Origin of the sequence: Colwellia psychrerythraea 34H, assembly GCF_000012325.1 — a bacterium.
Classification (GTDB): domain Bacteria; phylum Pseudomonadota; class Gammaproteobacteria; order Enterobacterales; family Alteromonadaceae; genus Colwellia; species Colwellia psychrerythraea_A.
Genome location: NC_003910.7, coordinates 2,146,620 through 2,160,466 on the forward strand (window position 1 = coordinate 2,146,620; position 13,847 = coordinate 2,160,466).

8 protein-coding genes and 1 pseudogene are annotated in these 13,847 nt (G+C 37.7%); 3 read left to right on the forward strand and 6 right to left on the reverse strand.

Features of this window, described 5'->3' with window-relative positions:
• Window positions 1-33: 33 nt before the first annotated feature.
• Both CPS_RS09185 and CPS_RS23280 read right to left on the reverse strand, forming a co-directional pair.
• The gene (locus tag CPS_RS09185; RefSeq protein WP_011042890.1) at window positions 34-582 is read right to left on the reverse strand and encodes a hypothetical protein; all 549 of its coding nucleotides are present in this window, start codon (window positions 580-582) and stop codon (window positions 34-36) included.
• A 461-nt stretch (window positions 583-1,043) separates the two neighbouring features.
• A pseudogene (locus CPS_RS23280) lies at window positions 1,044-1,202 on the reverse strand (transposase); the annotation flags it as partial.
• A 141-nt stretch (window positions 1,203-1,343) separates the two neighbouring features.
• Between CPS_RS23280 and CPS_RS09190 the strand changes: the two are divergent.
• Window positions 1,344-1,763 carry a hypothetical protein gene (locus CPS_RS09190; protein WP_011042891.1) on the forward strand — a complete coding sequence of 140 codons (420 nt, stop codon included), beginning with the start codon at window positions 1,344-1,346 and terminating at the stop codon, window positions 1,761-1,763.
• A 399-nt stretch (window positions 1,764-2,162) separates the two neighbouring features.
• Here CPS_RS09190 and CPS_RS09195 read toward each other — a convergent pair whose 3' ends face one another.
• The 3 genes from CPS_RS09195 to CPS_RS09205 form a co-directional block, all read right to left on the reverse strand.
• The gene (locus CPS_RS09195) at window positions 2,163-3,050 is read right to left on the reverse strand and encodes a PEP-CTERM sorting domain-containing protein (protein WP_011042892.1); all 888 of its coding nucleotides are present in this window, start codon (window positions 3,048-3,050) and stop codon (window positions 2,163-2,165) included.
• Between the two features lie 481 nt (window positions 3,051-3,531).
• Window positions 3,532-4,875, reverse strand: coding sequence for a metal-dependent hydrolase family protein (locus tag CPS_RS09200; protein WP_041736869.1), 1,344 nt, complete (start codon window positions 4,873-4,875; stop codon window positions 3,532-3,534).
• A gap of 177 nt (window positions 4,876-5,052) precedes the next feature.
• On the reverse strand, window positions 5,053-6,810 hold the full coding sequence (locus CPS_RS09205; RefSeq protein ID WP_011042896.1) for an amidohydrolase: 1,758 nt from the start codon (window positions 6,808-6,810) through the stop codon (window positions 5,053-5,055).
• A 687-nt stretch (window positions 6,811-7,497) separates the two neighbouring features.
• Between CPS_RS09205 and CPS_RS09210 the strand changes: the two genes are divergently transcribed.
• Together CPS_RS09210 and CPS_RS09215 are read left to right on the forward strand one after the other, a co-directional pair.
• Window positions 7,498-8,355: a hypothetical protein gene (locus CPS_RS09210; RefSeq protein ID WP_011042898.1), complete on the forward strand. Its 858-nt coding sequence runs from the start codon at window positions 7,498-7,500 to the stop codon at window positions 8,353-8,355.
• A gap of 118 nt (window positions 8,356-8,473) precedes the next feature.
• Window positions 8,474-10,204 carry an amidohydrolase gene (locus tag CPS_RS09215; protein ID WP_011042899.1) on the forward strand — a complete coding sequence of 577 codons (1,731 nt, stop codon included), beginning with the start codon at window positions 8,474-8,476 and terminating at the stop codon, window positions 10,202-10,204.
• A 162-nt stretch (window positions 10,205-10,366) separates the two neighbouring features.
• Here the strand turns inward: CPS_RS09215 and CPS_RS09220 are convergent, their stop codons facing one another.
• Complete coding sequence (locus CPS_RS09220) at window positions 10,367-13,840, reverse strand: indolepyruvate ferredoxin oxidoreductase family protein (protein ID WP_011042900.1); 3,474 nt, start codon at window positions 13,838-13,840, stop codon at window positions 10,367-10,369.
• Between the last annotated feature and the right edge of the window lie 7 nt (window positions 13,841-13,847).

Here is a 13,847-nt window from a genome sequence, read left to right on the forward strand (position 1 = left end):
ATAATTATCGAGGTAATTTAACAACAAAGATGCTTAAGCGGTTAATCTCCGTTGGTCCTCGTATTCATCAAAGGGAAAAATAAAGCTACTGCCTTCCCCTTTGTCGATGACTGGCTGTTTTTCTAATGCCTGTTTGATTACTCCAAGCTCATTTGAATCGACCAACATTAAATACTTACCGATTGCTAAATCTTCATTGAATCGGAAAATCTTATAATTAACATGGAGTAAACCAACGAGTGCACCAATAATACTACTTATCATCAATGAGCCAAATAAGGTGAGTGCTACCGCCGCTTGTTTGGTCAGTTCACTTACATCCCAAAAGGGCATATTAACGACCAGAATAGCGCAACCGGTTATCCCCATAGCTATCCCCAACAATGCGCCGTGCTCTAAACCACGCACTAGATCTGATTTTTCTATAATGCTTCCCTCATGCAAGTTATGTTGTTTAATACCTTTTCTATCATTACAGATCACATGAATATTATTTTCATTGATATGTAGTTGATCATGTAATATGGATGCCGCCTTATCTACATCCTCCAAAGACTCTGCTAGAAAGTACTCGCGTCTCATGTCATATCTCCTATTCCACTCAAAGAACTCGCTTAGACTACTTTTTTCTACCTGTAAACAGCGTGATTTTTAATTTACACAAATAAGCGTAGTACTCACTTATCGAGAAAACGAGTGATTTACATTCTTAATGTGGTTTTCTTTGTAACGCTATATAAACAAATACATAACTTGACACAAAATTCACTCTATAATTTGATATCCAGCTAGCTATATCTCGTTCTGGGGGCGAATGTGTGGTCCGCCTCAATATTGCAAGTATAATATCGATAACGTAGTTGGTTTGCGCTAATGTATTCGGTGTCTTTTTGGGTTACCAATATATTAGCGCCAGCTCCACGATGAGATCCGCGCTAGATTGTCCTCAAAAGCACCATAGCATACTTAAAAAGTTGCTGTTCCGCCCCACAGGTTTTCAATCCAGTGGTCTAACCGTTGTGTCATCTTTATCATCATTTGCAAATCAGGCTTGCACCGTGAACGAATAACTCACGTAAGCCTTTATTCCCTCGTTTGCTTATACCGAGTAATGTTAGCTTTCCTCCCGTTGAAAACTGACGAGGCACTAAGTCAATCCAGGCGGCTAAGTGCTTTCCATTCTTGAAATCAGCAACATTACCAGACAATATGAACTATTCTTTGTTAAAGTCGAAGTTATTCGAAATTAATTCATAATTTCAAAATAGCTAAACAGTTTATTTAATACTACGCTTTAAGGTGAAATTGATATCAGATATCTTTTTTAAACGGAGCAATTTATCATGAAAAGAGTTGTGCCCGCTAAAATCCATCGGAAAATAAATATCGCTATATCTCATATTCATGAAGATCATGATTTGTTGTTTACTTATATTGAAAAGTTAAGATATATAGCCCTACATCCTGAAAGTCATTTGCATGTCATCAATATCCTAGAAAGATTTATTAGCCAATTCTTAGAACATGTGATTAAGGAGGAGCAGTTATTACGTCAATATCTCCCTGTCCAGATAGTAGATCAACATATAGAGCAGCACCAAAGTGAGCTTGCGCTTTTAGATGAAAACTTAGCTCGATTGAAAAAAGAATTATCACTACATAATATTCAACATGTAGTAACACAATTAAACCGAGAATTTGAAAAGCATACTAATCAATACGATACTGCAATTTTAAAAAAATTACAGTTACTAAAAGATTAGAAACACCTTAGTTGGATTAGTCAGCATTAGATCTTACAAATTTAAAGTTAGGGTATAACCTAAACTAAAATTTTTTGAATTATGTCAGAATTTATAGAACAGGCGGCTCCTCCAAGTTGCCGTTTATAAATTAAACGCCACCGTCTATAAAGAGCTTACAGGAGGCACTAACCACCAATCCTGATTATGACCCCCTGGACTGGCGAGTTAGCCGCCACAGCGGTCGTTCACATAATTGCTTTGGCATGACTTCAAAGTGCTAGAAGCAGCTAATCGCTAACGTTCTAATTAACCTGCACTGCCACTTCAGCTGTCCGTTTTTAATGATTGTTAGGCGTCCGAACCATTCTGAGATTATTTCCTGATGCTCCCATGCTCATCATTTTGATTTTAGATAACTCATCGTTTTCTTCTCACAATGCTAACCGTAATAATAGCTGAAAGAAAAAGTGCAAACGCTGATGGCTCGGGTATTGGATTAGGGTTAGGATCTGGAACCATGAATGCTCCCGACCCCACAACGTTAGCTGCAAAAGAGCCACCAAAGGTATCGTCAGGTAAGAAGGTGTCAATTCTATTAGCATCGTTTAACATGTCATCCAAATTACTGTATGTCACATAAGCAGATGAGATGCTGGTTTCTTCCTCTACGTTGAAAAGACTCCAAAATAGATTACCATCTGAACCCGACCCCACAACGTTAGCTGCAAAAGAACCACCAAAGGTATCGTCAGGTAAGAAGGTGTCAATTCTATTAGCATCGTTTAACATGTCATGCAAATTACTGTATGTCACATAAGCAGCTGAGATGCTAGTTTCTTCCTCAACGTTGAAAAGACTCCAAAATAGATTACCATCTGAACCCGACCCTACAACGTTAGCTGCAAAAGAACCACCAAAGGTATCGTCAGGTAAGAAGGTGTCAACTCTATTAGCATCGTTTAACATGTCATCCAAATTACTGTATGTCACATAAGCAGATGAGATGCTGGTTTCTTCCTCTACGTTGAAAAGACTCCAAAATAGATTACCATCTGAACCCGACCCCACAACGTTAGCTGCAAAAGAACCACCAAAGGTATCGTCAGGTAAGAAGGTGTCAATTCTATTAGCATCGTTTAACATGTCATCCAAATTACTGTATGTCACATAAGCAGATGAGATGCTGGTTTCTTCCTCAACGTTGAAAAGGCTCCAGTACATTACCCCTGCACTTGCATAATTAACCAAACTACTTGCAAACAAAATGACACCTACCATAGCAATTCTTAATATCTTGAATTTCATATAATGTCCCTTTTTTCTCACTTATTTTGAATTATGAACGTAACGTCTAATAACTACATTCCATAGTTGACGGTATACAGGATGCATCAATCAGACCGAAAGCATAAAGTGCCGATTAATTAATCGGTTGTGTTTTTATTATGAGTAAGTGATTATTTTTATGTAAAATAATATGACACTTTTATTGACGAATTTATTTGAAATAGATAACAAAAAACTATAATTTGTGATTCTTCTAATCTGGACTAGAAAGCTATGAGTACATTAAAAATCTGAATTGTCGGCTTTCGTATCTTAGTTAACATTTAGCCAGTGACTTCTTCAACTAGCCAAAAGCTGACATTAAGCTTTTGCAAATTCAGGAGCATATTCAGGAGCATATTCAGGAGCATATTCAGGGTGATATTAGCCAAGTTTTTCGCTCACTTGTGGGGCTTGTTTAAGCTCATTGCTGTCGTTGATATTCGATTTTTGATCGTTATCAATTAAGAGTATTCTTATATATTTTTCCATCTTTCATAATTAAATCAAAATTATCCTTTGGATTCGAAACTAAATTAAGGTTTTTCAACGGATTACCATCAACTAAAATTAAGTCTGCATAAGCACCTACTTTAATGACTCCCAATGCACCTTGAGGATAAGGGCTGCGTTGGCCTGATAAAGCTAATAATTCCCCAGCCGTTGACGTAGCCTGACGTAATGCTTCAACAGGTGAATGCCATTTTGATAATTTGGCTAACTGTTTTCCTTGCTTCTCTGCAAGTAAAGGGTCAAATAGTGTATCTGTGCCGAACACTGTTTTAACGCCCACTTTCTTAGCCAAACGATAAACACGATCAGTACCTTTAGTGACTTCGACATATTTCTGACGACTAAATGATCCTTCTGGAAATGCGATGGCATCTTCGTCATCCAATATAGGTTGAATGCTAAGGTAAGCCCCTTTTTTCTTCATCAAACGTAGCGTTTTTTCACTCAATAAGTGACCGTGCTCTATACTTATTACACCAGCCTCTAAAGCTCGTTGAGTAGCAGCATCGGTAAATGTGTGTGTGGCCACATACGTATTCCAATCAGAAGCGGCAGCTACTGCGGCTTTAGTCTCCTCTAACGTAAATTGAGTAACATCAAGGGGATCGAACGAAGATGAGACTCCACCACCTGAATTAATTTTGATTTGTGTCGCACCCATTCGAAGTGCCTCTCGAGTACGTTTTAATACTTCAGGAACGCCATCTGCCACCATTACATGGCCGATTGACTCCATATACACCAGCGGGGCATTAGTTTCAGCAGGTACTGCCGTACCTGGTCTAAAGTCTGTATGCCCAGAAGTTTGACTTATTGCCGGCCCAGACGGAAAGATACGAGGGCCGTTATAGACCCCTTCATCAGTCAGTTTAGCTAAAGAAAAAACATTACCGCCAACATCTCTCACCGTAGTAAAGCCACGTAAAAGTGCTTTTTCATTTGCTTTTGCACCAATCAGCAAATGATATGCGTGGTCAAGGGTAAGGCCTTTTTGCATAGGAATACTGGAGTAGGCGGAATGCCAATGCATATCAATCAATCCAGGTATTAACGTTCGGCCTTTACCATCAATTTGAGTTGCCTCGGGAGCATTAATATTTTTCTGGGTGATTTCCTTGATAATATTATTTTCGATTAGTACATTGGCATTCATCATGCGCTTTTCATTCATACCATCAAAGACATGAACGTTTTTGAGTAATATAGTAGATTGCTTTTCACTTGCAGAAATGGGCGTTATCACTCCCATTAACAATAAAAAACTCATCGTAATTATTATGTTTCTTTTCATTTTTTATGCCTTTCTGATGAAGTTATTTATGAGATATTTTAAAACCTGTTGATATAGCTATTATTCAAACATAACGGGTCATTATTTTACAATTTAAATAGTTGCCGAATAATACATATTATTCGGCAACCATGATTCCGATATTAGCAGGTTAGCAATCAGAAGCTTGCTAATATTTTATTCAGATTGATACACAGTTTCACCATAGCTAATCGTTTGTAATATCTTTAATTTACCAAGGTTTACCTTCTCTATTTTGAGCGGGTTTTTATCTAAAATAACAAAATCAGCTTGTTTACCGACCGTTATCGTACCTTTATTTTTTTCTTCAAAATGTTGGTAAGCAGCCCAGTCCGTTAAAGCTTTTAAAGCAATATAAGGTGATACTCGTTCACTTGGCCCTAATATTACACCTGAGCGAGTTGTTCTATTCACAGTTGCATCTAAAACTCGTAATGAACTTGGTTTCGTCACAGGAGAATCATGATGAGATGTAAACTTTAAACCTGCCTCAAGTACAGATTTAGTAGGTGATATAAAATCAGCCCTCGGATGTCCTAAAACAGATTCAACATGCCAATCACCCCAGTAAAAGGTATGCATAGGGAACAGTGATGGAAAGATTTTTAGTTTTACTAAACTTTGAATTTGATCAGCTCTTAATGTTTGACCGTGTATAAGCACTGGACGACGATCTTCGTTACCGTGCTGCTTAGCGGCAATATTAATGGCATACACCAGTTGATCAATTGCTTTATCACCATTTGCATGGGTAATAATTTGCCAATTATTTTCAAAAGCATCCGATAAATATTTTGCCGCTTCATCGTTAGTTATTACTCCATAACCGGCATAATGTGCATTTTGTCCAAAAGGAGGAGCATGGTAAGGCTCTGACAACCATGCGGTCTTACCTTGTGGCGAACCATCTAATGTTAACTTTGCACCAGCAATTCTATATTTATTGGTATATTGCGCACTATTATATTGAGTTGTTAATGATTTACGGTTAACAATAATATCGGGATAAGAAACAACATCAATTAATAACTTATTGGCTTGTGAAGCTCTTGCCATGGTTGCACTTTCATCAGCCATGCTACGTCCATCTTGGGCTGTTGTATAACCGAATGAAGCATATGACAGCTGACCAGCAATAAATGATTTATCTTTTAGTTCTTGTGTCATTTTACCCAGAATAGGATAAAAACTATTGAAAAAAGCATTTTCTTCTAATACGCCATTAGGCGTTCCATCTGGGTTTCTGCGATAAACACCGCCTTGGGGATCTTTAGAAGCCGCAGTTAATCCTAATAACTCGATAGCTTTTGAGTTCATGGCCCCAAAATGGCCTGATTGATGTATTAATAAAATAGGAATTTCTGTACTTATTTTATCTAACACTTCAGCGCTCGGATGTGCTTTTTCTGCTAATTGCCCATCGTCATAACCTAATCCCATAATCCAACCTAATGAATTTATGACTTCTTGATTGTTTGAATCATTCGACCATGCTGTCATTATATCAACAATATCAGCATGGCTTTGCGCTCCGCCATCAGGTGCAGGTAATAAATTAGCTAAAAGACTTTGTAATCCGGTATTTACTACATGCCCATGGCCATCAATAAAACCAGGTAACATCGTTTTACCTTGTAAATTTACATGGTTAAGTGTGTTTTTTGTAAAGTTCAAAGCCTTAGATTTATCACCTGTAAAGACAATACGACCTTCACTTTCAACAACGGCTTCAACATAGTGTGGACTATCGCCTACCATTGTTAAAATATCGCCACCATAATAAATCGAACTAATTGATTGGCTAGTTTGTGTCTTTGGAAGTGTCTCTTTACTCTCATCTACAGAGCAAGAGAACATAAAAACAGCTAGAAATAAGGTATAAAATATCTTATTAATTTTTTGTGAAAGTTTCATTCGTGAATTCCTTTATTGTTTTTCCTATAAGGATATTTTTAAAAATATGCCTTACTTTATTTGTAAGCCTTCTAAATATTGCTGACTTAATCTTCTTACTCCTATAACTTCCCAAACTTTTTTTGCATAGATAAAATCAATAGTAAATATACCTACCTTTTCATAATATATTCTTTCGATACGAATGTTAATGAATTGTATAACCTTGATTACAATAAATTAAAAAACACTGATTAGGCTTTTATGTTAAATTAAAATTAATTCTATCTAAAATTAGGAGGTTAGCGTAGTTATTGGATCATCATTAGGCTTGAGTTAGGTAATGAGGTTAGTTACTATCTTTTGATACTAGGTGTAGGGAATATTGAAAACCAAGCGCTGGCGAAAGCAAACTACAATGTGATTTTAGGATCAGAGCATGCATATTGTGAGGCGTGAAAATAAGTAAGACGCATCGAGATTAGTTGTACCTTCTCTATAAGAAACGTGTCAAATAGCAAGGTGTAAAGTCGTTGTTGATGTATTGCAAGATAAATTAAAATCAAAAAATGGATAGAATAGTCAGTAAATCAAACGTTATTATTATCGCTACTGTTTCATGCAGTCACTAGAAGTTAAGATGACTGTAACGGTTATAATTAAATAGTTTTTATCGTCTAAATTATATAAACCTTCAAGGATATGAATATGTTTTCCTCTTTCACAACTAAGTCTGTACTAAATAAAACATACAAGTTAATGCTCTTAAGTTATATCAGTTGTACTTCTGTACTTTATAGTGCCTTTTCTTATTCTGCGGTGGTTGAAGAGCAAGATAAAGAATCTCTGGCAAAAGAATTAAGTAATCCTGTAGCCGCCTTAATTAGCATGCCACTTCAATTAAATTATGATGAGAACATAGGCATTGATGACAAGGGCAGCCGCACAACTCTTAATATTCAGCCTGTTGTGCCATTTTCAATACATGATGATTGGAATATTATTTCACGTACTATTTTACCTGTGATTGAACAAAGTGATATTTACTCTGGAGCAGGTAGTCAATCTGGCATTGGAGATATTGTACAAAGCGTTTTCTTTTCACCTAAAGCTTTGACAAGTAATGGTTGGGTTTGGGGGGCTGGTCCTGTTTTACTACTACCCACAGGCTCTGATGATTTGTTAACCGCGGATAAATTTGGTTTAGGCCCTACTGCTGTTGTATTAAAGCAACAAGGTCCTTGGACTTATGGGGCCCTAGGTAACCATATCTGGTCTGTTGGAGGCTCTGATAATAAGGCTGATGTGAACGCTACTTTCTTTCAACCGTTCTTGAGTTACACAACTCCTACCGCAACAACCTTCGCTTTAAATACTGAGTCGACTTATGACTGGGAATCAAAGCAACTAGCCCTACCAATTAACATGACCATCACCAAAGTGATTTCATTAGGAGATCAATTAATCAGTGTTGGTGGTGGTGTCCGGTATTGGGCAAAGAGCACAGACAATGGTCCAGAAGGTGTTGGCTTTCGATTAATTTTCACTATGTTATTTCCGAAATAAGGTATTAGTAATAAAAACTATATAGCCTACTGTTATGGAATATTAATGATTACCGAAATGTAGCTATAACTTGTCGTCTCTACAAGGTGACTTACTTTAATATAAGAAGGATTCTCAAATGTCGATTAAGCACTATATTTATGGGGTCAGTTTGTCATTATGTTTATTTGCTGCCAACACATATGCTGAAACAAATAATAAACCTGTTACTAACAACATTTACTATGGTGGAGACATTATCACTATGGAGGGTAAACAGCTTAATTACGCAGAGGCGGTCGTTACCCATCAAGATAAAATAGTCTATGTTGGTGATAAAGAAAAGGCACTCACTTATGCCAATGACACCAGTAAGGTTATCGATTTAAAAGGGAAAACTATGATGCCAGGGTTTGTTGAACCCCATGTTCACCCTCTTATTGCATCAATCATGTTACCTAACGAGATTATTGCTCCCTATGACTGGGTACTGCCACATACTGTTAAGAAAGGGGTTCAAGATCATGATTCATATTTAAAAGCAGTAACTAAGTCAGTAAATGAGAATGCCAACAAAGACGAGGTTTATTTTATTTGGGGTTATCACCAACTCTGGCACGGTGAGCTTAATCGCGACATACTGAATAATATTTCAAAAGACAAACCCATTGCGATAATTCATCGCTCCTTCCACGAAATTTTTCTTAACGATGCAGCCATTAGCAAACTTGGTATCAAAAAAAGTGATTTTGCCAATAATCCCCAAGTATATTGGGAGAAAGGACATTTCTATGAAGGCGGATGGTTTGCACTTGTCCCTATGATGGCATCTGAACTATTAGCGCCAAAAAAATACCTTCAGGGGCTAGCAATGATGAGTGAGCTAGTTGAAAAAAATGGTATTACAACTATTGGAGAGCCTGGCTTTCCCAGTTCAAGTTTTGATACAGAATACACCCTTTTAAAGCAAGAAATGGATACCAAGCCTCCCTTTGATATCTTCTTAATTCCCAATGGTACTCAGCTTTATGGAATGAAAGGAAGCAATGAAAATGCGCTTACTTTTATGAATTCACTGCCCGAAAAATACAATACGAGCAACATTCAATTTTTACCTAAACAAGTGAAATTATTTGCGGATGGCGCCATTTACTCTCAATTAATGCAAATGAAAGATGGTTACATCGATGGTCATAAAGGTGAATGGATCACACCATTAGCTTTATTTCAGCAACAGCTCGATTTTTATTGGGATCGTGATTTTAAAATCCATACTCATGCTAATGGAGACCTAGGCATACAAGAGGTAATGGGGTTTGTGTCAAAAGCACAAAAGAGAACGCCAAGAAAAGACCATCGATTCACCTTGCATCACATGGGCTACTTTGACGACACTCAAGCTCAACAAGTAGCAGACTTACAAATAGATGCCTCTGTTAACCCTTATTATTTATGGGCATTAGCAGACAAATATGCTGAACATGGACTCGGCAAAGAACGTGGTGAAAATTTAGTGAGAATGAAATCATTAACCGATAGAGGTGTTCATTTATCTTTTCATTCAGATTTTTCTATGGCTCCTATGGAGCCCTTAACATTGGCTTGGACAGCGGTAAATCGCATTACCTCTCAAGGAAGTAAGTTCTCTCAAGCACAACGACTTGATATGTATACCGCCATGAAAGCTATTACCATTGGTGCCGCTCGGGTGCTAAGTCAAGAACATAAGATAGGTTCAATTAAGAAAGGTAAAACTGCAAACTTCACAATTCTTGCAGAAAACCCTTTTAAAGTAGAGCCCATAGCCCTCAAAGATATCGACATCATCACCACGGTATTTAGGGGAACCCTCTCTAAGCCTTTACACTAGTAATACTACAACTTGCAGTATTCAATAAAGACAAACGTGCTTCAGTGAGTGCGCTTGCCTTTAGTGTTACTTCATCATTTTAGTATGGACTAGTAATAAAATCGCTATTGAGTTTGGTCACTCCGCAGCTGAATAGCCTATTCAGCTGCACATCAATTATTATCACACTGCCTGTTTAAAAATAACGTCTTCAGGTTTATTAAATTGTTGTTGTAATGCAGTCCAAGCTTGTTTGGTTTGCTCAACGTTATTTTCTTTCACATGACCATAACCACGCATTTTTTGTGCAGTTTGTGCCATTTCAACAGCGGTATCATAGTTCTTATCATTAAGTTTACTAAGTAAACCTTCAATCATAGTCTCATATTCGCTGATTAATTGACGCTCCATTTTTCGCTCTTCGGTATAGCCAAATATATCGAAAGTACCACCACGTAAACCTTTAAATTTAGCCAGTAAGCCAAAAGCGCTCATCATGTAACTACCAAATTCTTTCTTCTTTAAATGACCGGTAATAGGGTCACGTTTAGAGAAAAGAGGTGGAGCTAAATTAAACTTAACGTTAATGTCTCCTTCAAATTGATTTTTAAGTTGCTCAGCAAATCCCCCATTCGTGTATAAGCGGGCGACTTCGTATTCATCTTTATAAGCCATTAATCGAGAGAAACCACGGGCAACGGCCTTAGATAACTCACCGCTATTCTTTTGTGCTTTGTCGGCTGCAATCACTTTATCTACTAAGCTAATATAGCGTTGTGAATAAGATGCGTCTTGATAGTCGGTTAGCAAATTAACACGATGCGCTTTTATTTCGTTGATATCTTCTAGCGGAATAAATTCACTTGCAATTTTACCTGCCTTGGTTAATAACTCGGTAATTTTTTCCGGATTATTCGCTAATAAACGTCCGATATTAAATGCATTGAGATTAAGTTGAATGGCAATACCATTTAAATGTACCGCTTTTTCAATAGCAGGGGCTGATACTGGAATTAAACCTTTCTGGAAAGCGTAACCAACCATCATCATGTTGGTCGCGATAGTGTCTCCTAATATATTGAAGGCAATATCTGTGGCATTAATTCCGTTATAGTTCTCTACACCTGAAATGTCTTTTAAGGTTTTCTCTGCTAACTGGCTATTAAAATCAATATCTGGCATGAATTGGAACTGAACCGTAGGATTCACGTTGCTATTGGCAAGTATTATCGTGCGGCTTTTATCAATACTTTGAATCGCATCTTGACCTGTAGTGGCCAGTAAATCACAACCAATGACTAGATTTGATTCACATTTACCGATACGTTGTGCATTGAGATCTTCTATGTTGTCAGCAATTTTTAAATGACTGTAAACAGCGCCACCTTTTTGCGCTAAACCAGTCATATCGTAAACGGATGCCGCACGGCCTTCCATATGTGCAGCCATTGATAAAATAGCGCCAATGGTAATAACACCAGTACCGCCAATACCTGTTACCATAACGTTATAGGCTTGTTCTAGCGGGTTAATGCTAGGTGTTGGTAAGTGAGTAAATAATTCATCACTGATGGTGATACCTTGAGGTTTTCTTGGTGCACCGCCATATACAGTGACAAATGATGGACAAAATCCTTCAGTACAAGTGAAATCCTTATTACAATTAGATTGGTCAATTTTACGCTTGCGTCCTAACTCTGTTTCGTTAGGTAATATACTGATACAACTAGATTTTACAGAACAGTCACCACAGCCTTCACAGACGGCACTATTAATAAATGAACGTTTAGCAATATCTTCCATTAAACCACGTTTTCGACGACGACGTTTTTCGGTTGCACACGTTTGTTCGTAGATAATAATCGATGTTCCTTCAATCTCTCGAAATTCAAGCTGTACTTCACTCAGTAAACTACGATGCTTAATCTCTACATTTTTAGGAATTTCACAATCAGCTTTATGTACTTCTGGCTTATCGGTAACGATGACAACTTTTTTTGCACCTTCAGCTAATGTCTGTTTTGCTATGCTAGCAACGGTGTTAGGGCCATCGTGAGGTTGGCCACCAGTCATTGCAACGGCATCGTTGTAAAGAATTTTATAGGTGATGTTAACATTAGAGGCTACTGCACCACGTATGGCTAATAATCCCGAATGATAGTAGGTACCATCACCTAGATTTTGAAATATATGTTTGGTTTTAGTAAATTGAGACAAACCATACCAACTAGCGCCTTCACCACCCATATGCGCGCTAGAAAGTGTGTTTGGATCAGTCCAAAGTACCATGGCATGACAGCCGATCCCTGACATGGCTTTACTACCTTCTGGCAGTTTAGTTGAACGACTATGCGGGCAGCCAGAACAAAAATAAGGCGAACGAGCTGTTGCAGGGTTCATACTTGGTGCTTGACCAAGTGAAATTTGTAAATTTTTACTAATGGCCTCAACTTTATCCGTGATCATGCCTAATTCAGTCATGCGATCGGCAATAGATAATGCTAATGAAATTGGCTCTAATTGCACATCACCGGGTAATAATTGGTTACCTGATAAATCTTGTTTTCCGACAACACTCGGTCTGTTTTCAAAGTTATAAAGAATCGATGTTGCCTGAGCTTCCATAACCGCTTTTTTTTCTTCGATAAAGAAAAGCTGTTGATGATTTTCAGCAAATTGAGTGAAACCCTGCGGTTCTAACGGGTAAATCATGCCCACTTTATAAATACTTAAGCCTAAATCTTCCGCCTGAATTTTTGATAAACCTAATAGTTCAATGGCACGTAATACGTCCATGTAAGATTTACCCGCAGTAACAAGTCCTAGCTTTTTAGTCGTCGCCGCGAAAGGGGTTTTATCGATTCTATTGGCATAAGCAAAGGCTTTGGCCATCGGTAATTTATAACGAGCAACGTCCATTTCATCTAACATAGGAGAATAAACGCGAGGTTTGTAATGCACACCTCTATCAGGTGTATCGACACCTTCTGGTGTGACAAAGTTATAACTGTCAATATCAATATCAATGGTAGCTGTTTGTTCTACCGTTTCATTGACTGATTTAAAGCCACACCATAAGCCGGTATAACGAGATAAGGCCCAGCCAAATAAACCAAATTCAAAAAACTCGGCAACATTTGAAGGATAAATAACAGGAATAGAACCTGCCATCATTGCTAATTCTGATTGGTTAGCAACAGTAGATGACTTGCCTGGTGAATCATCTCCAGCAACCAGTAATACACCGCCATTTTTATGCGTACCAGAAAAATTACCGTGTTTAAAAACATCACCACAACGGTCAGTACCAGGACCTTTGCCGTACCAAAGAGAGAAAACGCCATCTACAGTAGTATCGTTTTCGAAGTTATCGAGTTGCTGAGTCCCCCAAATTGCTGTGGCAGCTAGATCTTCATTGAGGCCCGGTTGGAAAACAATATTATATTTATCCAATAATTTTTTGCTTGAATATAGCTGAGCATCAAAATTTCCTAGAGGTGAACCTCTATAACCTGAGATAAAGCCCGCGGTATTTAAGCCACTTTTTTTATCGAGCTCTTTCTGTAGTGTGGGTAATTTGATTAATGCTTGTGTCCCCGAAATCAGAATACGACCTTTGTTAATGATAAACTTATCGGTTAGCTTGACATCTTTCATTTTTTTG